Source organism: Streptomyces sp. A3M-1-3, from assembly GCF_024213665.1.
Taxonomy (GTDB): domain Bacteria; phylum Actinomycetota; class Actinomycetes; order Streptomycetales; family Streptomycetaceae; genus Streptomyces.
In genome coordinates this window covers 152,918-175,430 of the sequence record NZ_JANAVP010000002.1, presented here as the reverse complement: position 1 = coordinate 175,430, position 22,513 = coordinate 152,918, and the positions used below count along the sequence as shown (strand labels likewise).

19 protein-coding genes and 2 tRNA genes are annotated in these 22,513 nt (G+C 71.5%); 16 read left to right on the top strand and 5 right to left on the bottom strand.

The window, feature by feature from the left end:
* The first annotated feature begins 149 nt into the window (after positions 1-149).
* Together NLX86_RS02710 and NLX86_RS02705 are read left to right on the top strand one after the other, a co-directional pair.
* On the top strand, positions 150-581 hold the full coding sequence (locus tag NLX86_RS02710; protein WP_254370083.1) for a TIGR02611 family protein: 432 nt from the start codon (positions 150-152) through the stop codon (positions 579-581).
* 55 nt (positions 582-636) lie between these two features.
* Positions 637-708, top strand: a tRNA-Val gene (locus tag NLX86_RS02705).
* Positions 709-780: 72 nt separating this feature from the next.
* Here NLX86_RS02705 and NLX86_RS02700 read toward each other — a convergent pair.
* A complete protein-coding gene (locus NLX86_RS02700) occupies positions 781-3,654 on the bottom strand; it encodes an SCO7613 C-terminal domain-containing membrane protein (protein WP_254369923.1) in 2,874 nt (957 codons plus the stop codon).
* Positions 3,655-3,794: 140 nt separating this feature from the next.
* Here NLX86_RS02700 and NLX86_RS02695 point away from each other — a divergent pair.
* A tRNA-Val gene (locus tag NLX86_RS02695) sits at positions 3,795-3,866 on the top strand.
* Positions 3,867-3,933: 67 nt separating this feature from the next.
* Here the strand turns inward: NLX86_RS02695 and NLX86_RS02690 are convergent.
* Positions 3,934-4,659, bottom strand: a complete 726-nt coding sequence (locus NLX86_RS02690) for a 3'-5' exonuclease (RefSeq protein ID WP_254369922.1) — start codon at positions 4,657-4,659, stop codon at positions 3,934-3,936.
* Between the two features lie 202 nt (positions 4,660-4,861).
* Between NLX86_RS02690 and NLX86_RS02685 the strand changes: the two genes are divergently transcribed.
* The 3 genes from NLX86_RS02685 to thrS all read left to right on the top strand — a co-directional run bounded on the left by NLX86_RS02685 (position 4,862) and on the right by thrS (position 9,007).
* Positions 4,862-5,428 carry a DUF4365 domain-containing protein gene (locus NLX86_RS02685; RefSeq protein WP_254369921.1) on the top strand — a complete coding sequence of 189 codons (567 nt, stop codon included), beginning with the start codon at positions 4,862-4,864 and terminating at the stop codon, positions 5,426-5,428.
* Complete coding sequence (locus NLX86_RS02680; RefSeq protein WP_254369920.1) at positions 5,428-6,648, top strand: hypothetical protein; 1,221 nt, start codon at positions 5,428-5,430, stop codon at positions 6,646-6,648. Before NLX86_RS02685 ends, NLX86_RS02680 begins: the two co-directional genes overlap by 1 nt.
* A gap of 382 nt (positions 6,649-7,030) precedes the next feature.
* On the top strand, positions 7,031-9,007 hold the full coding sequence (gene thrS, locus NLX86_RS02675) for a threonine--tRNA ligase (RefSeq protein ID WP_254369919.1): 1,977 nt from the start codon (positions 7,031-7,033) through the stop codon (positions 9,005-9,007).
* Between the two features lie 104 nt (positions 9,008-9,111).
* Here thrS and NLX86_RS02670 read toward each other — a convergent pair whose 3' ends face one another.
* Positions 9,112-9,792: a potassium channel family protein gene (locus NLX86_RS02670; RefSeq protein ID WP_254369918.1), complete on the bottom strand. Its 681-nt coding sequence runs from the start codon at positions 9,790-9,792 to the stop codon at positions 9,112-9,114.
* Positions 9,793-9,859: 67 nt separating this feature from the next.
* Between NLX86_RS02670 and NLX86_RS02665 the strand changes: the two genes are divergently transcribed.
* On the top strand, positions 9,860-10,417 hold the full coding sequence (locus NLX86_RS02665) for an HIT domain-containing protein (protein WP_254369917.1): 558 nt from the start codon (positions 9,860-9,862) through the stop codon (positions 10,415-10,417).
* A 25-nt stretch (positions 10,418-10,442) separates the two neighbouring features.
* Here NLX86_RS02665 and NLX86_RS02660 read toward each other — a convergent pair whose 3' ends face one another.
* Both NLX86_RS02660 and NLX86_RS02655 read right to left on the bottom strand, forming a co-directional pair.
* Positions 10,443-12,098, bottom strand: coding sequence for a hypothetical protein (locus NLX86_RS02660; protein ID WP_254369916.1), 1,656 nt, complete (start codon positions 12,096-12,098; stop codon positions 10,443-10,445).
* A 181-nt stretch (positions 12,099-12,279) separates the two neighbouring features.
* Positions 12,280-14,478, bottom strand: coding sequence for an elongation factor G-like protein EF-G2 (locus NLX86_RS02655; RefSeq protein WP_254369915.1), 2,199 nt, complete (start codon positions 14,476-14,478; stop codon positions 12,280-12,282).
* Between the two features lie 247 nt (positions 14,479-14,725).
* Here NLX86_RS02655 and pgsA point away from each other — a divergent pair, with 247 nt between their 5' ends.
* The 9 genes from pgsA (at position 14,726) to ruvA (ending at position 22,439) form a co-directional block, all read left to right on the top strand.
* Positions 14,726-15,403: a phosphatidylinositol phosphate synthase gene (gene pgsA, locus NLX86_RS02650; RefSeq protein WP_254369914.1), complete on the top strand. Its 678-nt coding sequence runs from the start codon at positions 14,726-14,728 to the stop codon at positions 15,401-15,403.
* The gene (locus NLX86_RS02645) at positions 15,400-16,302 is read left to right on the top strand and encodes a phosphatidylinositol mannoside acyltransferase (protein ID WP_254369913.1); all 903 of its coding nucleotides are present in this window, start codon (positions 15,400-15,402) and stop codon (positions 16,300-16,302) included. Before pgsA ends, NLX86_RS02645 begins: the two co-directional genes overlap by 4 nt.
* Positions 16,299-17,459: a glycosyltransferase family 4 protein gene (locus NLX86_RS02640; protein WP_254369912.1), complete on the top strand. Its 1,161-nt coding sequence runs from the start codon at positions 16,299-16,301 to the stop codon at positions 17,457-17,459. Before NLX86_RS02645 ends, NLX86_RS02640 begins: the two co-directional genes overlap by 4 nt.
* Positions 17,460-18,162: 703 nt before the next feature.
* The gene (locus tag NLX86_RS02635) at positions 18,163-18,708 is read left to right on the top strand and encodes a hypothetical protein (protein WP_254369911.1); all 546 of its coding nucleotides are present in this window, start codon (positions 18,163-18,165) and stop codon (positions 18,706-18,708) included.
* 107 nt (positions 18,709-18,815) lie between these two features.
* On the top strand, positions 18,816-19,730 hold the full coding sequence (gene pdxS / locus NLX86_RS02630; RefSeq protein ID WP_308409536.1) for a pyridoxal 5'-phosphate synthase lyase subunit PdxS: 915 nt from the start codon (positions 18,816-18,818) through the stop codon (positions 19,728-19,730).
* A complete protein-coding gene (gene pdxT / locus NLX86_RS02625) occupies positions 19,730-20,320 on the top strand; it encodes a pyridoxal 5'-phosphate synthase glutaminase subunit PdxT (RefSeq protein WP_254369910.1) in 591 nt (196 codons plus the stop codon). Before pdxS ends, pdxT begins: the two co-directional genes overlap by 1 nt.
* 65 nt (positions 20,321-20,385) lie before the next feature.
* Positions 20,386-21,138: a YebC/PmpR family DNA-binding transcriptional regulator gene (locus tag NLX86_RS02620; protein WP_254369909.1), complete on the top strand. Its 753-nt coding sequence runs from the start codon at positions 20,386-20,388 to the stop codon at positions 21,136-21,138.
* Between the two features lie 129 nt (positions 21,139-21,267).
* The gene (gene ruvC, locus NLX86_RS02615) at positions 21,268-21,810 is read left to right on the top strand and encodes a crossover junction endodeoxyribonuclease RuvC (protein WP_254369908.1); all 543 of its coding nucleotides are present in this window, start codon (positions 21,268-21,270) and stop codon (positions 21,808-21,810) included.
* Positions 21,807-22,439 (top strand): Holliday junction branch migration protein RuvA, encoded by a 633-nt coding sequence (gene ruvA, locus NLX86_RS02610; RefSeq protein WP_254369907.1) that lies wholly within the window; start codon positions 21,807-21,809, stop codon positions 22,437-22,439. Before ruvC ends, ruvA begins: the two co-directional genes overlap by 4 nt.
* Positions 22,440-22,513 lie beyond the last annotated feature (74 nt).

Genomic DNA, 22,513 nt, shown 5'->3' with positions numbered 1-22,513 from the left:
CACGTCGGCGAAATCGACATGCCACCTACGGTGCCGTTGTAAACCCCTCTGACCGTTTTGCGGGTCTTCGGGTCCCTCTTACGGAGGAGTGGTTTCTCGTGCTTTGCGGCCATTCCGGTGACTGGTTGGAGTCCGGTAGGTTGGGCTTCATGAATACGGGGAGTGACGGTCGCGGCGACAGTGCCACCACCAGTGCGACGAGCGAGGAGCCGGCGCTCGGCTCGCGGGCACCGGAGTTCATCAAGGCGCGGCGGACCCTGCATCTGAGCTGGCAGGTCGGCGTCTTCATCGTCGGACTCGCGGTAATCGGCGCGGGTGTGATCATGCTGGTGGTGCCCGGGCCGGGGTGGCTGGTGATCTTCGGGGGAATGGCGATCTGGGCCACCGAGTTCGTCTGGGCGCAGATCGTCCTGCGCTGGACGAAACGCAAAGTGACCGAAGCGGCGCAGAAGGCGCTCGATCCGAAGGTCCGCCGGCGCAATATCATCCTCACGACGGTCGGCCTCGTGATCATTGCCGTACTGGTCGGTATCTACGTCTGGCAGTTCGGCATCGCGATGCCGTGGAACATCGACAGGTGATCCGGAGAGGGTCCGGGGCAGCCGCTGACATGGGGTAATGTGTGCCCTGCTGTCCGGGCGATTAGCTCAGTGGGAGAGCGCTTCGTTCACACCGAAGAGGTCACTGGTTCGAACCCAGTATCGCCCACCCGGACCGAAGGCCCGGAGACTTCTGAGTCTCCGGGCCTTCGGCGTTCCCACGTCGGCGGCGGGCCGCCGGTCAGCGCATCCGGCCCAGCGAGTCCCGCAGCTTGCGCGCGTCGCGCAGCCGCTGCTCGTACGTGGCGCCCACGCCGAGCAGGAGCAGGCCGGCCAGGGCCGGCGGCAGCCACCGGGGCAGGGCGCCGACCACCTGGACGACGTACGGGGCCAGCTCGTGGAGCGCGACCAGCGCGAGCGCCGCGCCGCCCAGCACTAGGAGGGCATGGAGCCGCAGCCGCGCGCCGGCCAGCGTTACCGCCAGGGCTGCCACGCCGAGGAGCAGCGGACGCAGCCAGTGCCCGTCGCCCCAGGCGGCGAAGAGGCTGGGCAGCAGGGTCGCGGCCAGACCGGGCCCGTAAGCGGCCCAGGAGGACGCCTGCGGGTCGCGCCGACGCCGAAGCCATCCGATGACCAGGGCCGGCACGGTGACGGGCAGCGTGTACGCCTCGGGCGTGACCACCTCGGAGGCTGCCAGTCGTACCCACGTCGCCAGGACGAACAGCACCGCGGCGGCGTACCGGGCCTGCCGGCGGTCGGCCCGCAGCGCGGTGCCCGCACAGATGACGCCGCACAGCGCGAGCACCAGGGCGAGCGTGGGGGCGTCCTCCACGGCGAGGAGCACCGCGAGCAGACCGGCGGCCACGCCGGTGAGCTCGACGGGTTCGAGGGCGGGGTGGCCGCCGAGCCGGACCGCGAGCAGGGCCACCGCCGCGGTGACCACGAGCACCGCCGGCCCCACCTGGTGGGAAGCGAACTCCAGGGCGGCCGCGGCGGCTGCCACGAGCCCGGTGGCGAACCCCACCGCGGCGGACGCCGACAGCCCCTGCGTCAGGCGCGGGAAGGGCAGCGACTGCTCACGGACGGTCACCGCCGCGGCGGTGAACAGGACGAGCAGGGTGCCGAGCGCGACGAAGGTGGCGGGGCGTGCGGCCAGGGACAGCAGCGAGACGCTGAGCGCCCCCGCGAGGCCGCAGAGGAGCGCGGCGACGGGCATCGTGGCGGAGGGTACGACACCGCCGGAGCTACGCCGCCCAGCGGCGACACCACCCCACCCGACCGCGCCGGGGCGCGGCGGAGCGGGCGGGGCCGGCGCCGCAGCCGGGGATTCGGCAGGGTGCTGGGCCGTGGCCGTGACGTCCGCGGCCGTTCTGGCTTGAGCCTGCGCCGGGGCGCCGGTGCCCGCACTCGCGGCTACGGCCGTCGGGGCGCCTTGCCCCCGCGGGGCCTCGGCCCCGTGCGCCGGGGTGGCCGCGGCGGCACCCGGCGCTGCCGCCGCGGGCGTTCCGGCCGGAGCCCGGGCCGGGGTGGCCGCGCCGGTACCCGGCGCCGCAGCCGCGGCCGCAGCCGTCGGGGCGCCCTGCCCCTGCGGGGCCTCGGCCCGTGCCGTGGCCTCAGGCTGGGCTTGGGCGGTCGCAGTCTGCGCGTGTTCCCGGGCCGTCGATGCGCTCAGGCGCACGGCTGCGCCCAGCGCCGCCGCCGTGAGCAGCAGGTGAGTGGCGATTGCCGCCGCGTACGGGAGGTCGAGCGCCGGCGGCAGGATGAACGCCGCCGCCCAGACCAGGACGAGAGCGCCGCACGAGGCCCCAGGCCGCCAGGTGCGCTCGGCGGAGGCGGTCTGGTGAGCGGCCGCGAGCACGCCGGCCACGATCAGCAGCACCACGGGCGCGGCGATCATGTCGTTCCACCGCACCCCGATGCCCAGTGCCTCCCGCGCGTCGCCCGGGGTTCCCGACCACACGGAGTCGGCCTGGCTGAGCGGGCCCACCAGGGTGAGTGCCACGGCAGGCAGGGCCCACAGCAGCGCCACCACGTGCACCGCGCCGGACGCACCCGCGAGTCCGAGCCGTATCCGGGCGGGCAGCGAGGTGCGTACGACCGTCAGCAGGGCCACCGCGGGCAGCAGGTACGCGAGTACGGTCCACGTCCGCGCCACATCCGTGCGCAGTACGCCGCCGACGGCGGCGACCGCCGCGAGACCGGCCACCACAGCGGCAGCGGTGCCGAGTTCCTTCCGGGCGGCTTCGGGGGACGGCGCGCGCCAGGCGGCGAACAGGGCCAGCGCCGCTGCCGCGAGCATCAGGACGCCCGGCGCCACCGCGTCGGCCGTCGTGTCGGCGTCCACCGACATCCAGCCGGCGCTCAGCAGCGCCCACGCACCGGTCGCCCAGGCGCCGACGCAGGCGATGACACGTACCGCAACGCCCTTCCCCCACAGCGCGATCGCCGTGTCGAGGGCGGCCGTCGCGAGGAGTGCCCAGGTGAGCGGCAACGGTCCGGCGCCGGCCGCCAGGGCCCACAGCAGGATCGGCAGCTGCGCGGTTGCCACGGCCACCGGCAGCGGGAGCCGCAGCCGGCCGAGCGCCACGCCGTACACCGTCCACAGCAGCGCGAGGGCGGCTGAGACAACGGCCGCATACCCGACACCGTCCGTGTCCGGCAGGGCCACCCGGTGCAGGGCGTACGCGTCCAGCACCATCAGCACCAGGGCGAGAGCCGCCACCGACTCGGCGGTCGAGGCCAGCCCGCGGCGCAGCAGCGCCACCGGCGCCGCGAGAGTCGCGACGGTCACCGCGCCGAGGACGGCGGTGCGGCCGCCGATGCCCAAGTGGCCCCAACTGACCACCGTGAAGGCGATCGCGGCGATCGTCAGCAGGACGGCGCCGAGCGTGAGCAGCACGTTCTGCACGCTCGGCGGAGCGGTCTCCCGTGCCGGCGCCCGGCCGGCGGGCGGTGCGGCGAAGGGCGGCGGACCGAAGTGCTGCGGCGCGGGGGCGTGCAGCACACTGAGCAGCCAGGCTCGCCGGGCCAGCAACTGGGCGCGGCGAGCTTCTATTTGAACCAGCTCGCGGTCGAGGATCGCCAGTTCCTCGGCGGGTGGCGGAACGTTCTCCATGCTCTGGAGTGTGGCCGCCGTCACGCCGCAGGGGCATGGGTGCGGATACTCAGATACGCAGTGAGTACGGGCGAGTACGCACGCCCCCGAATGCGGTTTGAAGGAAGCCCGTCCGCACCTGTATCGTTCAGTGCGTTCCCGGGCGATTAGCTCAGTGGGAGAGCGCTTCGTTCACACCGAAGAGGTCACTGGTTCGAAACCAGTATCGCCCACCGGGAGAGGCCGGTCCGTCAGCTGACGGACCGGCCTCACTTGCGTTTCCACAGCCGACGTCAGGCGTCACGCGGCGGCCGGCAGGTCGGGACGCAGCGGCCAGTGCGGGTCCACCGCCTCCTCCGAGCCGTTGCGGGCGAACCAGGCCTGCAGGCCCCGGGCCTGGGCCGCGTGCCACACCGCCTGGAGGGTGTGCAGCTCGGCGGGCGTGAGCCGTTCCAGGCGCGCGGCGAACCGGCGCCCCACCGCCCGTACGACCTCCAGCGAGGCAGCGGCGTCGGCGGCCGCGTCGTGCGCGGCGTCCAGCTCCACGCCGTACTGCGCGCAGAGATCGGTGAGCGTGCGGCGCCCCTTGCGGTAGCGGTCAAGATGCTTGTCGAGCACGCGGGGATCGAGGACGTACAGCGGGCGGTTGTCCAGATAGCGGGCGAGGGGCGAGGCGCGGTGTCGCCTCAACTCCCGGTCCAGCAGCGTCAGATCGAACGGCGCGTTCATCACGACGAGCGGACGGCCGGCGGCGCTCTGCTCGGCGAGCGCCCTGGCTATCTCCTCGACCACCGGGGCCGGCCAGCGGCCGTTGCGCTGCAGGTGCTCGTCCGTCAGACCGTGAACTTCCGTCGCTCCGGGGGGCACCGGTACCCCCGGGTTGACCAGCCACCGGGTGGCGCGCGGCCGGGCGCCGGCCGTGTCCTGGACGACGATGGCAGCCGAAACGATGCGATCCTCTTCGACGTCCACTCCGGTGGTCTCGGTGTCGAAGGCGGCCAGGGGTCCCTCGTACCAGCACGTCATGTCCGAACTCCTCGTACCCGTTTGGCAGATGGCGTGCGTCCCCCTGCCCGATTCGGTGATACCCGGGCTGTTTGCGCCGTACGCCGTTTGCGGGCTACGCACTGCGGAGACAACACAGGTGAGGGCCTGGTCAGTTGACGGCCAGTTAACGGCCACTCATGGGAAGAATTCGATCAGAACGGCCCGGAAGGCAATCAGAGCCATGGCGCTCACGCAGCCCGAACCCGGGGGGCTGCTGCCCGAGCGGATCACACCGCTGCGCGGCGGACTCGCCGCCACCGCCTGCATGGAGACCCTCCAGGTGGGCTACCTGCACGCGGTCGCGGCTGCCGCGGGATGTTCGCTCTCCCAGCCGTTTCCGGACAACGGCATCGACTGGCACGTGAGCCACAGCGCTCCCGCGCACACCGTCGACGACGAAGTGACGATCAAGGTGCAGCTCAAGTGCACGTACCAGATCCCGCCGCACCCGGCAGGACCGGCCTTCTCCTTCACGCTCGACAACGAGCACCTGGTGAAGCTCGCCCGCACCCCGGTCTCGGTGCACAAGATCCTGGTCGTGATGCTCGTACCGCGGTCCCAGGACGACTGGCTGCGCGCCGGACACGACGGCCTGGACCTGCGGTACTGCTGTTACTGGACCAACCTGGCCGGCCACCCGGTGACGGGCAGGCGCAGGACCACCGTGCGCATCCCGACCTCGCGGATCTTCGACGACCGCGCGCTCTGCGAGATCATGACGCGGGTCGGGGTGGGAGGGAGACCCTGATGCACGAAGCGGTGCCGTTCGGCACACGACCGCAGGCCGCCGAGCCGGCGGGATTCTGGGCAGGAGCGCCCGGTCCCGAACCCGCGCAGGTCGACCCCGCCGTGCTCGGCGCCCTGCTGGACCGGCACGGGTGGCAGCGGCGCGGGGGAGCGGCCGGGCGGTACGCGCGATGGACTCCGCCGGGTGCCGGGCTGGGCGGCACGAGCCTCCTCGTCCCGGAGAGCAGGGCGTTCCCCGACAGCGAGGATCTGCTCGGCGAGGCGCTCACCGCGCTGTCGCGCAGCGCGGTGCCCTCCGCGCGCGACGTGCTCGTCGGGCTCACCGTCCCCAGCGACGAGATCCGCTGGTGGCGCGACGTGCCGCCGGGCCCCTCCGGGGCGTCCTCGTGGACCGCGGAGGAACAACTGCGTTCGGCGGCCCGGCGGATGCTGCTGGCAGGGGCGCTCGCGGCGCGGGCGCGCGCGGGCTACTACGGGGCGCGCCACCGGCGGCAGGCGGAGGGCGCGCTGGAGGGCGTACTGGTGGGGCCCGCGCCGGGCGGGCGCCGGCTGACCGCGTTCGTACCGGTCGAGGCCGGACGGGCGGCGGTGATCAGGCTGCACCATGCCTTGCACGCCGCCCGCGAGGCGGCCGACTACCAGCGCGCGACCGGTGGGATGGAGGCCTTCGACGCGGCGGTGGAGGCGGGGGTGAGCCGCGAGCTGACCGAGGCGGTCATCGCGCTCGTCCGCGGCTCGGAGGGGGCCGGCATCGCGCTGGACTGGGCGCCGGCGGCCGGTGTACCCGAGGGCTGCGCGGCCCGGCCGGAGCCGGTGGAGTTCTCGCCCGGCGACCTGCCCGCGCTGCGGCTCGCGGGAGCGCGCTATATGACGGACGAGCCGTCCGTACCCGTCCGGATCGCCGGCACGGTGGTACGGATGCGTCGCTCGGCCCCGCGCGGCGGCGGGACCGTACGCCTGCGGGTGCTGGCCGGGGCGGAGATCCCGCACGTCAGAACGGTGCTGGACGAGGAGGCGTACCGGATCGCCGGCCACGCGCACCTGGTCGGCCTGCCGATCCGGGTCAACGGACGCCTGGAAAGCCGCGGCGGCTTCCGCCGCCTGACCGACCCGTCCGGGGTGATGCCGGTCCGGCTGGACGAGGGAGAACGGGACCGCCTGATGAAGTCGCTCCAGGAGAACCTGGACTTCTTCGAGGAGGCCTGCACGGAGACCGACTGACGCCGGCCCGGGCGGCGGCTGCGCGATCCGCCATCGCCTGGCGGCCGCTGTCTCGGCGCCCGACCGCAGACGGGTGGCCCGCCTGGCCCGCGTCTCGCCTACGCGTGACCGCGCACCGGTCGCCCGGCGCCCGATGCGTCACCTGCGCGCGACCGCAGAACCGGTCCGGTCCCGCCCCGGCGAGCGCCCCTGTCGGGGTACGCCCCGAGATGCGGGACGCGGCGAAGGGCTCGGCCGGGCCGGGCAGCGGCGATGGGGCAGGGCACCCGCCGGGACAGGGGTGCTGCGCGCAGCGCTAACCGTTTCGCCTGGGACCCTTCCGGCTCGGTACGATTCAGGCGCGCAGTGTCCGCTGTCGCGCCCCCTCAGTCAGGAGAGACCGGTGTCAGACGTCCGTGTGATCATCCAACGCGATTCCGAGCGGGAAGAGCGCGTGGTGACCACGGGCACCACGGCGGCCGAGCTCTTCGCCGGTGAGCGCACCGTCGTCGCCGCGCGCGTCGAGGGCGATCTGAAGGACCTCGCGTACGAGATCGGTGAGGGCGAGGTCGTCGAGCCCGTCGAGATCTCCTCCGAGGACGGCCTGAACATCCTCCGGCACTCGACCGCGCATGTCATGGCACAGGCCGTGCAGGAGCTCTTCCCCGAGGCGAAGCTCGGCATCGGTCCCCCGGTCCGGGACGGTTTCTACTACGACTTCGAAGTCGAGAAGCCGTTCACCCCCGAGGATCTCAAGGCCGTCGAGAAGAAGATGCAGGAGATCCAGAAGCGCGGACAGCGCTTCTCGCGGCGCGTCGTCACCGACGAGGCCGCCCGCGAGGAGCTCGCGGGCGAGCCGTACAAGCTGGAGCTGATCGGCCTCAAGGGCTCCGCCTCGCACGACGACGGCGCGGACGTCGAGGTGGGTGCCGGCGAGCTGACCATCTACGACAACCTCGACGCCAAGACCGGCGACCTGTGCTGGAAGGACCTCTGCCGCGGTCCGCACCTGCCCACCACCCGGAACATCCCCGCGTTCAAGCTGATGCGCAACGCCGCCGCGTACTGGCGCGGCAGCGAGAAGAACCCGATGCTGCAGCGCATCTACGGCACCGCGTGGCCCTCCAAGGAAGAACTCAAGGCGCACCTGGAGTTCCTCGCCGAGGCCGAGAAGCGTGACCACCGCAAGCTCGGCTCCGAGCTGGACCTGTTCTCCATCCCGGAGGAGATCGGTTCCGGGCTCGCGGTCTTCCATCCCAAGGGCGGCATCATCCGCCGGGTGATGGAGGACTACTCGCGGCGCCGCCACGAGGAGGCCGACTACGAGTTCGTGTACACCCCGCACGCCACCAAGGGGAAGCTCTTCGAGAAGAGCGGCCACCTGGACTGGTACGCCGACGGCATGTACCCGCCCATGCAGCTCGACGAGGGCGTGGACTACTACCTCAAGCCCATGAACTGCCCGATGCACAACCTGGTCTTCGACGCGCGGGGCCGGTCCTACCGTGAACTGCCCCTCAGGTTGTTCGAGTTCGGCACCGTCTACCGGTACGAGAAGTCGGGCGTCGTGCACGGCCTCACCCGGGCCCGCGGCTTCACCCAGGACGACGCGCACATCTACTGCACCCGCGAACAGATGGCGGAGGAGCTCGACTCCCTGCTCACCTTCGTGCTGAACCTGCTGCGCGACTACGGCCTGGAGGACTTCTACCTGGAGCTCTCCACCAAGGATCCGGAGAAGTCCATCGGCTCGGACGAGAACTGGGAAGAGGCCACCGAGACCCTTCGTAAGGCCGCCGAGAAGCAGGGCCTCGAGCTGGTCATGGACCCGGGCGGCGCCGCCTTCTACGGGCCGAAGATCTCGGTCCAGGCGCGCGACGCCATCGGCCGAACCTGGCAGATGTCGACCATCCAGGTCGACTTCAACCTCCCGGATCGCTTCGACCTGGAGTACACCTCCGCCGACGGCACCAAGCAGCGCCCGGTCATGATCCACCGCGCGCTGTTCGGCAGCATTGAGCGGTTCTTCGCGGTCCTGCTGGAGCACTACGCGGGCGCGTTCCCGGCCTGGCTCGCCCCGGTACAGGCGACCGGCATCCCGATCGGCGACGCGCACGTGCCGTACCTCCAGGAGTTCGCCGCCGAGGCGAAGGCGAAGGGGCTGCGGGTGGAGGTGGACGCGTCTTCGGACCGGATGCAGAAGAAGATCAGGAACGCCCAGAAGAGCAAGGTCCCGTTCATGATCATCGCGGGTGATGAGGACGTCGCCAACGACGCGGTCAGCTTCCGCTACCGCGACGGTTCACAGAAGAACGGCATTCCGCGCGACGAAGCGCTTGCGGAGATCGTTGATGCAGTAGAGCGTCGCATCCAGGTGTGACGTGGTCCCCGCTTGAGCGGGGGTGATCCGGACGCCATCGGCCGGACGTGGCAGATGTCGACCTTGTCCCGCCGGCGCGGGGGTTACGGGCCCCCGGCAAGCGATCAGCTTGCCGGGGGCCTCTCCTCGTCCTCCCGTCCGAAGACCTGAAGCAGCCCGGAGGAGAACGAGCCGGTCACCGCGCCCAGGAGCGCGAGCCCGCAGGTCATCAGGCCCACCGCGATCACCCGCCCCAGCGCGGTCACGGGCGCCACATCCCCGTACCCGACAGTGGTCAGCGTCGAGCAGGTCCACCACACCGCGTCCCCGAAGGTACGGATGGTGGCGTCCGGCGCGGAGTGTTCCTGCTGGTAGACGGCGAGAGCCCCGGACAGGCCGAGCAGTACGGCCGACATTCCGGCATAGGCGATCACCCGGACATGCAGACTCAGCCGGGGCTCGCCGCGCCGTCGCTGCACGGCGGCGTACACCTTCACCATGCGCAACGGGCGCAGCAGGGGCAGCAGCACCACCACGGTGTCCAGCCAGTGCGTCCGGACGAAACGCGCCCCCTGCCCGCTCAGCCCCAGCCGCACCGCGTAGTCCACCGCGAACATCAGCCAGGTCAGCAGCACCAGGGCGAGCGCGAGGTCCCGCCACACCGGCGCCCCATGGGCCAGTACGCGCACCGCGTAGCCGCCCAGGAAGAGGAGGGAGGCCGCGAAGAGCGGCAGCTCGACGCGCTGCTCCCAGCGCAGCAGCCGGCTGTCGCCCTCGGCCGCACCATCGGCCTTGTGGACCTGCATGGGCCCAGCATCGCCGTACCCGTACCGCCACCAACCCCGGCGACACGCCGCGTACGGGCGAAGTCATATGCTGCACAGCATGACGATTGAGCCGGAGCAGCAGATCGGAGTCGGGACGCCGGACGCGTTCCAGCGCCTGTGGACGCCACACCGGATGGCGTACATCCAGGGCGAGAACAAGCCGACCGGCCCGGAGGCCGGCGACGGCTGTCCGTTCTGCGCGATCCCGGAGATGTCGGACGAGGACGGGCTGGTCATCGCCCGGGGCAAGCACGTCTACGCCGTGCTGAACCTCTACCCGTACAACGGCGGCCACCTGATGGTGGTCCCGTACCGGCACGTCGCCGACTACACCGAGCTGGACCACGCGGAGACGGCCGAGCTGGCCGATCTCACCAAGCGGGCCATGGTCGCGCTGCGCACCGCCTCGGGCGCGCACGGTTTCAACATCGGCATGAACCAGGGCGCGGCGGCCGGCGCGGGTATCGCCGCCCACCTCCACCAGCACATCGTGCCCCGCTGGGGCGGCGACACGAATTTCATGCCGGTGGTCGGGCACACCAAGATCCTGCCTCAACTCCTCGCCGACACCAGGAAGATGCTGGCCGACGCGTGGCCGGCCTGATCCGGCGCCCGACCCCGCCGGACCGCTACGCGTCGTAGACGTCCGCCTTCCTCGGCGCCGGATCCTGGACGAGGGTGCTGAGGAAGAGCGAGCGGTTGGTGAAGCGCTCGGTGTCCACGCCGTTCTCCTCCAGCACCCGCATCGCGGCGGTGTGCACCACGCGCAGCACCGGCGTCGCCGTGCGTATCGCGTCGTCGGCCATGAAGCGGTGACGCCAGGGTTTCTCGGCCCAGGCGTGTCGCAGCCCGAAGGGCTCCGGCAGGATCAGCCTGCCGCCGAAGAAGTCCAGGGCCGGCGGGAACCAGGTGAGCGGGGCGCGGACGGCCAGGCGTACCACCTCGGCGGCGTCCACCAGCGGGAGATGCTTCTCGGTGGTCTCCCAGAACCGGATGGTCTTGCTGACCTCGACCGTCTTGGGCAGCGGCTTGGTGGTGAACAGCGAGTGCACCGGGCCGAGCGCGTGCCCGGTCACCTCGATCCGCAGCGTCTGGTGCAGCACGGTGACGGTGATCAGCATGGTGATGACCAACTGGCCGTCCCACAGGGTGAACTGGACGCCGAGGTAGTGCCGGTTGCCGCTGCCGAACTGCTGCTCGTTGCATATCCGCTGTATCTCGTGGCCCTTGATCTGGAAGGTGTCCACGTCCTGGCCGACGGGCCTGGCCACCTCCTTGGCGTTCTCACCGACCGGGGAGACGATCCAGTGCTTGATCGAGGGGACCGGGAAGCCGCCGGTGTGCAGCGGGCCGCGCTCCAGCATGCGCAGCTGGTCGTGCACCGCCCGGATCACGTCCCAGCTGCGGAACGGGTGGATCTCCGTGGCCGGCTCGCGTGGCAGCAGCTCCTCGGCGAGCTGCCAGCTGCCCCAGCGGGTGCCCATGCCGAGTATCCCCTTGGGGCCCGCGTAGAAGACGGCGTTGCTCCGGTCCTCCGCGGTGAGCTTCGCGAGCCCCTGGCGCAGCTGCTCGGCCGCGGTCTCGTTGGGGTTCCGCGGTACGGCCTCGGGGATCTTGGCGCCCACGCCGCCGCCCGCCAGCAGGCTGTCCCAGCGGGCGCGCATGTCCTTCGCGGTGGACTCGCTGATCTGTTTGGCCAGCAGCCAGCCGACGACCGGGGCGACGATCATCCCGCGCAGGTAGTACGCCCACAAGCCGCCGAACGGCAGCCTGATCAGGAAGATCACCGCCAGACCGCCGAACGCGACCAGCAGCGCGGTGCCCAGCGCGCCGGCCCGCCTGTCCTTCGCGCCCGCGATCGTGCGCCGCAGCTGGAACAGGGCCAGCCACACCAGGAGTCCGGGCAGGAACAGCAGCCCGCACACCACCATCACGAGAGTGAGCTTCTTGTCGCGCTCCTTGCGGAGGCGGGTAGCGGCCAGGCAGTGCTCGACGACGGCCTGCGGCTCGGTGCCGAAGGACTGGATCAGCGGCTTGCGCGCGCCGCCCAGCATCCGCACCTGCACCGCCCGGGAGAAGGCCTCGCCGAGGTTCGGCTCGCAGAGCGAGAGCTTGCCCTTCTTCACCGTGGACGTGTGCCACTCGCTGTTGGCCTTGAGGATCTCCTCGACCTTGCCGTCGCGGTACGCGGCCGAGGCGAGGGCATGCGTCGCCGCCGTCTGGCCGGCCGAGCCCGAGAGCGGAACCTGCGCCCCGGGCCTGAAGTCGAATACGTCGTCCGCCACTGCTGCCCCCACTCGCCGCACACGCCGCCGCTCCAGCGGCCTTTTCCCCGTCGCCGCTCCCGGCACACCTGCTGAGCTGCGACCTCAGCGTAACGGTGACACACCGCACTCGTCAGGGGACAGGCAAATGCCGCCCGCCACCACGGGGGTTGGCGGGCGGCGTCGGTCGGTCATCAGCCAACTAGGTACCCTTCTCCGCCTGTTCGCGGATCTTCACCGACAGCTGCGGCGGCATCGGCTCGTGACGGGCGTACGAGCGGCTGAACCGCCCGGTGCCGTGCGAGATCGAGCGGAGGTCCACTGCGTACCGGCCGATCTCGATCTCCGGGACCTCGGCCCGTACGAGCGTCCGTCCACCGCCCGCCTGTTCGGTGCCGACCACCCGGCCGCGCCGGCCGGACAGATCGCTCATCACCGGGCCGACGTACTCGTCGGGCACCATCGCGGTCAGTTCCGCGACCGGCTCGAGGAGGTGGATCTTCGCGTCCGCGGCTGCCTCCCGCAGCGCCAGCGCGCCCGCCGTCTGGAAGGCCGCGTCGGAGGAGTCGACCGAGTGGGCCTTGCCGTCCACCAGGGTGATCCGGACGTCAACCAGCGGGTAGCCGGCCGCCACACCGCGCGCCGCCTGGGTGCGTACGCCCTTCTCGACGGACGGGATGAACTGGCGCGGCACCGCGCCGCCCACCACCTTGTCGACGAATTCGATACCCGATCCAGGAGGCAGCGGTTCCACCTCGATCTCGCAGATCGCGTACTGGCCGTGGCCGCCGGACTGCTTGACGTGCCGGCCACGGGCCGTGGCCTGCTCGCCGAATGTCTCGCGCAGCGACACCTTGTGCGGGACGACGTCGACCTGGACCCCGTACCGGTTGCGCAGCCGTTCCAGTGCCACATCCATATGGGCCTCGCCCAGGCACCACAGCACCACCTGGTGGGTGTCCTGGTTCTGCTCCAGCCGCATCGTCGGATCCTCCGCGACCAGCCGCGAGAGTCCCTGGGAGAGTTTGTCCTCGTCCGGCTTGCTGTGCGCCTGGATCGCCAGCGGCAGCAGCGGGTCGGGCATCACCCAGGGCTCCATCAGCAGCGGGTCGTCCTTCGCGGAGAGCGTGTCACCGGTCTCCGCCCGGCCCAGTTTGGCCACGCACGCGAGGTCACCGGCGATGCACTGCGCGAGCTGCCGCTGCTGTTTGCCGAACGGCGAGGAGAGCGCGCCGATCCGCTCGTCGACGTCGTGGTCCTCGTGGCCGCGGTCCTCCAGACCGTGCCCCGACACGTGCACGGTCTCGTCCGGGCGCAGGGTGCCGGAGAAGACACGTACCAGCGAGACCCGCCCCACGTACGGATCGGACGACGTCTTGACCACCTCGGCCACCAGTGGGCCCTCGGGGTCGCAGGTGATCGGCGGACGCGGCTTGCCCTGCGGGGTGGTCACGACCGGACTCTCGCGCTCCAGCGGGGTCGGGAACCCGCCGGTGATCAGCTCCAGCAGCTCGACCGTGCCGAGGCCCTGCTTGGAGCCGTTGACGGCGGGCGCGGCCGCGAGCACCGGGTGGAACGTGCCCCGGGCGACGGCCCGCTCCAGATCGTCGATGAGGGTCTTGAGGTCGATCTCCTCGCCGCCGAGATAGCGGTCCATGAGGCCCTCGTCCTCGCTCTCGGCGATGATCCCCTCGATCAGCCGGTTGCGGGCGCCCTCGATCAGCGCCAGCTGTTCCGGATCGGGCGCTGCCTCCTTGCGCTCGCCGGAGGAGTAGTCGAAGACCCGCTGGGAGAGCAGGCCCATCAGGCCGGCGACCGGAGCATGCCCGTCCGCTCCGGCCCGGCCGTACAGCGGCAGATAGAGCGGGAGTACGGCGTCTGGGTCGTCGCCGCCGAACATCTGCCCGCATACGGAGGTCATCTGCTCGTAGTCGGACCGTGCCGCCTCGAGGTGGGTGACCACGATGGCCCGCGGCATGCCCACCGCGGCGCACTCGTCCCACACCATCCGGGTCGCGCCGTCGACGCCGTCGGAGGCGGAGACGACGAAAAGGGCCGCGTCCGCCGCCCGCAGACCGGCCCTGAGTTCACCGACGAAGTCGGCGTATCCGGGGGTGTCCAGAAGATTGATCTTGATTCCGCCCCATTCGACGGGGACCAGGGACAGCTGCACCGACCGCTGCTGGCGGTGCTCGATGTCGTCGTAGTCGGAGACGGTCGCGCCGTCCTCGACCCGGCCTGCCCTGTTGACCGCTCCCGCCGCCAGGGCGAGAGCCTCGACCAGAGTCGTCTTTCCCGAGCCGCTGTGGCCGACCAGCACCACGTTCCGTACGTCGGAGGGCCGGTCGGCCGTAGCTGCCCTGCCGGCGGCTCCGGGGTGTGCACTCGTCTTGTCGCCCATGAGTCTTGCCTCCCGGTTCATTGCACGGTGAGGAGGGTGGGCGCGGACCCGGGGGAGACGCGACGGCCGTGGCGGCTCCGGCGACGCCCGCGGTCCTTCGAGCTTGGCACTCCCGTCACAGTGCGTCCATACGTCGTACGTGACGCGAACCCGCGGGTGCCCGGTGATGGACCGCCGGGGTCGTGACTACGATGGGCCCGCCGGTGGCCGGAGTGGCCGCGCGGCCCACCGACCCTCCGGGAAGGCCATGCTGAACAAGTACGCGCGTGCTTTCTTCACGCGTGTTCTCACACCGTTCGCCGCACTGCTGCTTCGTCTCGGGGTCACCCCCGATGCGGTCACCCTCGTCGGAACCGGCGGTGTGATGGCGGGTGCGCTGGTCTTCTTCCCCAGGGGGGAGTTCTTCTGGGGCACCATCGTCATCACGCTGTTCGTCTTCTCCGACCTGGTCGACGGCAACATGGCGCGCCAGGCGGGGGTCTCCAGCCGGTGGGGCGCCTTCCTCGACTCGACCCTCGACCGGGTCGCCGACGCGGCCATCTTCGGCGGGCTCGCCCTCTGGTACGCGGGCAGCGGTGACAACAACCTGCTGTGCGCCGTCGCCATCTTCTGCCTCGCCAGCGGCCAGGTGGTCTCGTACACCAAGGCCCGCGGTGAGGCGATCGGCCTGCCGGTCGCCGTCAACGGGCTGGTGGAGCGTGCCGAGCGGCTGGTCATCACGCTCGTCGCGGCCGGGCTCGCCGGGTTGCACAATTTCGGTGTACGGGGGATCGACATCCTGCTGCCGATCGCGCTGTGGATCGTGGCGGTGGGCAGCGTCGTGACACTCGGGCAGCGGGTCGTCACGGTACGCCGGGAGGCGGCCGAGGCGGACGCGGGGACCGGCGCGACCCCCGGTGCCGGCCAGGGGAGCGAGGCGACATGATGCGGGACCGTCTGACCGACGCGCTGTACGGCCTCGGCTGGGGCACGGTCAGGAAGCTGCCCGAGCCGGTGGCCGCCGGTCTGGGCCGGCGCATTGCCGACACGGCCTGGAAGCGGCGCGGCAAGAGCGTGCTGCGCCTGGAGTCCAACTTGGCGCGCGTGGTGCCGGACGCCACACCGGAGCGCCTGGCCGAGCTGTCCAGGGCGGGCATGCGCTCGTACATGCGGTACTGGATGGAGTCGTTCCGGCTGCCCGCGTGGAGCCGGGAGCGCATCGGCGCCGGCGTCGAGATCAAGGACCTCCACCTGATCATGGACGGTCTGGCCTCGGGCCGCGGCGTGATCCTCGCCCTCCCGCACCTCGGCAACTGGGACCTCGCGGGCGCCTGGGTCACCACCCACCTCGGGGTGCCCTTCGCCACGGTCGCCGAGCGGCTGAAGCCAGAGACGCTGTACGACCGCTTCGTCGCCTACCGCGAGAGCCTCGGCATGGAGGTGCTGCCGCACACCGGCGGCAGCGCCTTCGGCGCGCTGGCCAGGCGGCTGCGGGCGGGCGGCCTGATCTGCCTGGTCGCCGACCGCGACCTGTCCGCCTCGGGCGTCGAGGTGACGTTCTTCGGCGAGGCCGCCCGGATGCCGGCCGGGCCCGCCCTGCTGGCGCAGCAGACCGGGGCCCTGCTGCTTCCGGCGACGCTCTGGTACGAGGAATCGGGGCTGCGGGGCCGCGTCCATCCGCCCGTCGGGGTACCCGAGTCAGGTAACCGGGCCGTGAACACGTCCCAGATGACACAGGCGCTGGCAGATGTCTTCGCCACCGGAATCGCCGAGCACCCGGAGGACTGGCACATGCTTCAGCGGCTCTGGCTCGCCGATCTCGACCCGAGGGGGGAAACAGAGTGAGGATCGGCATCGTCTGCCCGTACTCCTGGGACGTACCGGGCGGCGTGCAGTTCCACATCCGGGACCTGGCCGACCATCTCATCCGGCTCGGGCACGAGGTCTCCGTGCTGGCCCCGGCCGACGACGAGACCCCGCTCCCGCCGTACGTCGTCTCGGCGGGCCGCGCCGTCCCCGTCCCGTACAACGGCTCGGTGGCCCGGCTCAACTTCGGCTTCCTGTCGGCCGCGCGGGTACGGCGCTGGCTGCACGACGGCACGTTCGACGTCATCCACATCCATGAGCCGACGTCGCCCTCGCTGGGGCTGCTGACCTGCTGGGCCGCGCAGGGGCCGATCGTCGCGACCTTCCACACCTCCAACCCGCGCTCGCGGGCCATGATCGCGGCGTACCCGATCCTCCAGCCGGCGCTGGAGAAGATCAACGCGCGGATCGCGGTGAGCGAGTACGCGCGGCGCACGCTCGTCGAGCACCTCGGCGGCGACGCGGTCGTCATCCCCAACGGCGTCGACGTCGACTTCTTCGCCAAGGCGGAGCCCAAGGCGGAGTGGCAGGGGGGCACGCTCGGCTTCATAGGGCGCATCGACGAGACTCGCAAGGGCCTGCCGGTCCTCATGCGCGCGCTGCCGAAGATCCTCGCCGCGTGCCCCGAGACGCGGCTGCTGGTCGCCGGCCGCGGCGACGAGGAGGAGGCGGTGGCCTCGCTGCCGAAGGAGATGCGCGAGCGCGTCGAATTCCTCGGCATGGTGAGCGACGAGGACAAGGCGCGGCTGCTGCGCAGTGTCGATGTGTACGTCGCGCCCAACACGGGTGGCGAGAGCTTCGGGATCATCCTGGTCGAGGCGCTGTCGGCGGGCGCGCCGGTACTGGCCGCCGACCTGGACGCGTTTGCCCAGGTCCTGGATCAGGGGGCGGCGGGCGAGCTGTTCGCCAATGAGGACGCGGATGCGCTGGCCGGGGCGGCGGTGCGGCTGCTGGGCGACGCGGGGCGTCGCGCGGAGCTGAGCGAGCGGGGGAGCGCGCATGTGCGGCGCTTCGACTGGTCGACGGTGGGGGCGGACATCCTGGCGGTGTACGAAACGGTGACGGACGGCGCGGCATCGGTGGCGGAGGACGACCGCACGGGCTTCCGCGCGAGATTCGGCCTGGCCCGGGACTAGCCCCTCCGGCGGGTTGCGGGCTCGGGAGCGCTCCGGGAGCGCGGTTCGGCTCCGGTGGGGTGGCGCGGGTCTGTCGTGGGCCGGGTGCCGGGGCGGGTTCGCCTGCGGCGCGGGTGTGGGGGGTGTCGTGGGCCGGGTGCCGGGGCGGGTTCGCCTGCGGCGCGGGTGTGGGGGGTGTCGTGGGCCGGGCGCCGGGGCCTGCGGGAGCGGCGTTCGGGACTGTACGATTTACGGCGCGTTCAGCGGGGTCGCTTTGGGTGCCCGGGGCCCTGCGCCACAAATCGCACTTCTACGTCCCGAACACCACTCCCTCCGACCCCGACCCCCTCCCGCCGTCCCCAGCCGCCGGGCGCGTTGCCCGGCCCCGGTACGGGGCCCGCCCGCCCCGTGTCGTCCGTGCCGCGAGGCCGGGGCCGTGGGGCGCTCCTGTGTTGCCCCGCGGGCGCAGGCCCAGTGTTGTTGCGCCGCGTGGCGGGCGCGGGGCTGTTGTTCGCGCCGCGTGGCGGGCGCGGGCCGGGTGTTGTTGCGCCGCGTAGCGGGCGTCGAACCAGGGGCGGGGCCCGCATCGCGCCGCGGAGCGGGCGCGCAGGGGGCTGGGGGCTTGCCCCCAGTTTCGGGAAGGGGCGGGTAGGGGAACTTCCATGCTTCGGCGCCCCCGCCCCGGGCACCGCGACCGCCAGGGAGCCCCGTAACGTGGGCGCCCGTGATCGAAACCCTTATCTGGATCGCCGTCGCCCTCTTCGCGATCGGCCTGTATCTCAGCTGGACCGCCGGCCGGCTCGACCGGCTGCACGCCCGGATCGACGCCTCGCGCGCCGCCCTCGACGCGCAGCTGCTGCGACGTGCCTCGGTCGCCCAGGAGCTGGCCACCTCCGGTGTACTCGATCCGGCCGCCTCGATCGTGCTGTACCAGGCCGCCCACGCCGCCCGGCAGGCCGAGGAGGAGCAGCGGGAGGTCGCGGAGAGCGAGCTGAGCCAGGCGTTGCGGGCGGTGTTCGCGGAAGTGGACCAGGTGGAGGCCGTCAAGGAGGCCCCCGGGGGCGAGGACGCCGCGAACGAGCTGGCCGCGGCGGTGCGCCGGGTGCCCATGGCGCGGCGCTTCCACAACGACTCGGTACGGGCCACCCGCGCCCTGCGCCGGCACCGCACGGTGCGCTGGTTCCGGCTGGCCGGGCACGCCCCGTTCCCCCTCGCGTTCGAGATGGACGACGAGCCCCCGGCGGCGCTGGCCGACCGGCCGGGCACGTAAACGATCCACCGGCTCACTATTGGCCCTTGCAGTGGACTGGTCCGGAGAGGTTTCCTCGGCGGTGTAGTAGGAAGTACCCCCTTTTCATCACCGAGCGAGGTCATACCGTGTCCAGCACGCTTCCCACCACCCCTCAGGCCCCCGAGACCGGCACCGCCCGCGTGAAGCGCGGCATGGCCGAGCAGCTCAAGGGCGGCGTGATCATGGACGTGGTCAACGCCGAGCAGGCGAAGATCGCCGAGGACGCGGGCGCCGTCGCCGTCATGGCCCTGGAGCGGGTCCCCGCCGACATCCGCAAGGACGGCGGCGTGGCGCGTATGTCCGACCCGAACATGATCGAAGAGATCATCGGCGCCGTCTCCATCCCCGTCATGGCGAAGTCCCGCATCGGCCACTTCGTCGAGGCCCAGGTGCTGGAGGCGCTCGGCGTCGACTACATCGACGAGTCCGAAGTGCTGACGCCGGCGGACGAGGTCAACCACTCGGACAAGTGGGCCTTCACCACGCCGTTCGTGTGTGGTGCCACCAACCTGGGCGAGGCCCTGCGCCGCATCGCCGAGGGCGCGGCCATGATCCGCTCGAAGGGCGAGGCCGGCACCGGCAACGTCGTCGAGGCCGTCCGCCACCTGCGCCAGATCAAGAACGAGATCGCCAAGCTGCGCGGCTACGACAACAACGAGCTGTACGCCGCGGCCAAGGAGCTCCGCGCCCCGTACGAGATCGTCAAGGAGGTCGCCGAGCTCGGCAAGCTGCCGGTCGTGCTGTTCTCCGCCGGTGGTGTGGCCACTCCCGCCGACGCCGCGCTGATGCGCCAGCTGGGGGCCGAGGGCGTCTTCGTCGGCTCGGGCATCTTCAAGTCCGGCGACCCGGCCAAGCGTGCCGCCGCCATCGTGAAGGCCACCACCTTCTACGACGACCCGAAGATCATCGCGGACGCCTCCCGCAACCTGGGCGAGGCCATGGTCGGCATCAACTGCGACACCCTGCCCGAGACCGAGCGCTACGCCAACCGGGGCTGGTAATGACCACTCCCGTCATTGGTGTCCTGGCTCTCCAGGGTGATGTACGGGAGCACCTGATCGCCCTGGCCGCGGCGGACGCCGTGGCCAGGCCGGTCCGGCGCCCCGAGGAACTCGCCGAGGTCGACGCCCTCGTCATACCCGGCGGCGAGTCCACGACCATGTCCAAGCTGGCGGTTCTCTTCGGCATGCTGGAGCCGCTGCGGGAGCGCGTACGGGCCGGCATGCCCGTGTACGGCACCTGTGCCGGCATGATCATGCTCGCCGACAAGCTGCTGGACGGCCGCGAGGACCAGGAGACCCTGGGCGGCGTCGACATGATCGTCCGCCGCAACGCCTTCGGGCGCCAGAACGAGTCGTTCGAGGCGGCTATCGACTTCGCAGGGATAGCGGGCGGACCCGTCGAGGGTGTCTTCATCCGCGCGCCCTGGGTGGAGTCGGTGGGCGGCGCGGTCGACGTGCTCGCCACGTACGACGGCCACACGGTGGCCGTCCGCCAGGGCCACGTGCTCGCCACGTCGTTCCACCCGGAACTCACCGGCGACCACCGCGTCCACGCCTACTTCGTGGACATGGTGCGCGCCGGGTCGTGAAGCGATCCCGGTAGGATCTCTGGCGAACGCAGAGCAGTTATTGGTTACGCGAAGGAGACAGGCGGATGTCCGGCCACTCTAAATGGGCTACGACGAAGCACAAGAAGGCCGTGATCGATGCCAAGCGCGGCAAGCTCTTCGCGAAGCTGATCAAGAACATCGAGGTCGCGGCCCGCACCGGTGGCGTCGACCCCGAGGGCAACCCGACGCTCGTCGACGCCATCCAGAAGGCGAAGAAGAGCTCCGTCCCGAACAAGAACATCGACTCCGCGGTCAAGCGCGGTGGCGGTCTCGAAGCGGGCGGCGTCGACTACCAGACGATCATGTACGAAGGCTACGGCCCGAACGGTGTCGCGGTGCTCATCGAGTGCCTCACCGACAACCGCAACCGCGCCGCTTCGGATGTGCGCGTGGCGATGACCCGCAACGGCGGCTCGATGGCCGACCCGGGTTCCGTCTCGTACCTCTTCAACCGCAAGGGCGTGGTGATCGTCCCCAAGGGCGAGCTGACCGAGGACGACGTCCTCGGCGCGGTCCTGGACGCCGGCGCGGAAGAGGTCAACGACCTGGGTGAGTCGTACGAGGTCGTCAGCGAGGCCACCGACATGGTCGCGGTCCGCACCGCGCTCCAGGAGGCGGGCATCGACTACGACTCGGCCGAGGCCGACTTCCTGCCGACCATGCAGGTCGAGCTCGACGAAGAGGGCGCGCGCAAGGTCTTCAAGCTGATCGACGCGCTCGAGGACAGCGACGACGTGCAGAACGTCTTCGCCAACTTCGACGTCTCCGACGAGGTCATGGAGAAGGTCGACGCCTGACGGGTGCTCAGCACTGCGTTGGTGGACGGGCCGACAGGACACGCTCCTGTCGGCCCGTCCTGCTTGTTGTCAGTACGAGCCGATAGCCTTCAGGAACACGTGGTCGAAGGGTGCGAGGGGAGGGGCGCGGTGCGCGTACTGGGCGTGGACCCGGGGTTGACCCGGTGCGGTATCGGGGTGGTCGAGGGCGTCGCGGGCCGCCCGCTGAAAATGCTGGGTGTGGGGGTTGTTCGTTCGCCCGCGGACGCTGAGATCGGTCTGCGGCTGGTCGCCATCGAGCAGGGCATAGAAGCCTGGCTCGATGAACACCGGCCCGAACTGGTCGCGGTGGAGCGGGTGTTCAGCCAGCACAACGTCCGTACGGTCATGGGCACCGCCCAGGCCAGTGCCGTCGCCATGCTCTGCGCCTCGCGCCGCGGCATCCCCGTCGCCCTGCACACCCCCAGCGAGGTCAAGGCGGCCGTCACCGGCAGCGGCCGGGCCGGCAAGGAGCAGGTCGGGGCCATGGTGACCCGGCTGCTGCGGCTGGACGCACCACCCAAGCCGGCCGACGCCGCCGATGCACTGGCGCTCGCCATCTGCCACATCTGGCGGGCCCCCGCGCAGAACCGTCTCCAGCATGCCGTCGCCGCACACCGTACGACGTACACGACGAAAGGCCGTACCGCATGATCGCCTTTGTCTCGGGCCCGGTCGCGGCCCTGGCCCCGACCACCGCCGTGATCGAGGTCGGGGGCGTCGGCATGGCTGTCCAGTGCACGCCGGGCACCCTGGCCGGACTGCGTATCGGCCGGCAGGCGAAGCTCGCCACCTCTCTCGTCGTACGGGAGGACTCGCTCACGCTGTACGGCTTCGCCGACGACGACGAGCGGCAGGTCTTCGAGCTGCTCCAGACCGCCAGCGGCGTCGGCCCCCGCCTCGCCCAGGCGATGCTCGCCGTACACAGCCCCGACGCGCTGCGCATCGCCGTCTCCACCGGGGACGAGAAGGCGCTCATGGCCGTCCCCGGCATCGGGAAGAAAGGCGCCCAGAAGCTGCTGCTCGAGCTGAAGGACCGCCTGGGCGAGCCGCTGGGCACGGGTGCGCACCTGGGGGCCCAGCGCGTCGCCGCGCGCGGTCCCGCGCCCTGGAGCGAGCAGCTGCACGCCGCTCTCATCGGCCTCGGGTACGCGACGCGGGAGGCCGACGAGGCCGTTGAGGCCGTCACCCCGCAGGCCGAGGCCGCTGTCGCCGAAGGCTCCGCCCCGCCCGTTCCGCAGCTGCTCCGCGCGGCCCTGCAGACTCTGAACCGCACGCGCTGACATGGGCGCCCGCAGGACCGCAGCCGCGGCCCGATCCACACACCACCGGCCGACCCCGCACCCGGCCGGGACGA

Coding starts and splice junctions, on each gene's coding strand:
- pdxT (WP_254369910.1), top strand. CDS start 19,730: ATGACCACTCCCGTCATTGGTGTCCTGGCTCTCCAGGGTGATGTACGG.
- NLX86_RS02685 (WP_254369921.1), top strand. CDS start 4,862: ATGGCGCTCACGCAGCCCGAACCCGGGGGGCTGCTGCCCGAGCGGATC.
- NLX86_RS02670 (WP_254369918.1), bottom strand. CDS start 9,792: ATGCAGGTCCACAAGGCCGATGGTGCGGCCGAGGGCGACAGCCGGCTG.
- NLX86_RS02700 (WP_254369923.1), bottom strand. CDS start 3,654: ATGGAGAACGTTCCGCCACCCGCCGAGGAACTGGCGATCCTCGACCGC.
- NLX86_RS02690 (WP_254369922.1), bottom strand. CDS start 4,659: ATGACGTGCTGGTACGAGGGACCCCTGGCCGCCTTCGACACCGAGACC.
- NLX86_RS02655 (WP_254369915.1), bottom strand. CDS start 14,478: ATGGGCGACAAGACGAGTGCACACCCCGGAGCCGCCGGCAGGGCAGCT.
- NLX86_RS02710 (WP_254370083.1), top strand. CDS start 150: ATGAATACGGGGAGTGACGGTCGCGGCGACAGTGCCACCACCAGTGCG.
- NLX86_RS02620 (WP_254369909.1), top strand. CDS start 20,386: ATGTCCGGCCACTCTAAATGGGCTACGACGAAGCACAAGAAGGCCGTG.
- NLX86_RS02665 (WP_254369917.1), top strand. CDS start 9,860: ATGCTGCACAGCATGACGATTGAGCCGGAGCAGCAGATCGGAGTCGGG.
- NLX86_RS02680 (WP_254369920.1), top strand. CDS start 5,428: ATGCACGAAGCGGTGCCGTTCGGCACACGACCGCAGGCCGCCGAGCCG.
- NLX86_RS02645 (WP_254369913.1), top strand. CDS start 15,400: ATGATGCGGGACCGTCTGACCGACGCGCTGTACGGCCTCGGCTGGGGC.
- pgsA (WP_254369914.1), top strand. CDS start 14,726: ATGCTGAACAAGTACGCGCGTGCTTTCTTCACGCGTGTTCTCACACCG.
- ruvA (WP_254369907.1), top strand. CDS start 21,807: ATGATCGCCTTTGTCTCGGGCCCGGTCGCGGCCCTGGCCCCGACCACC.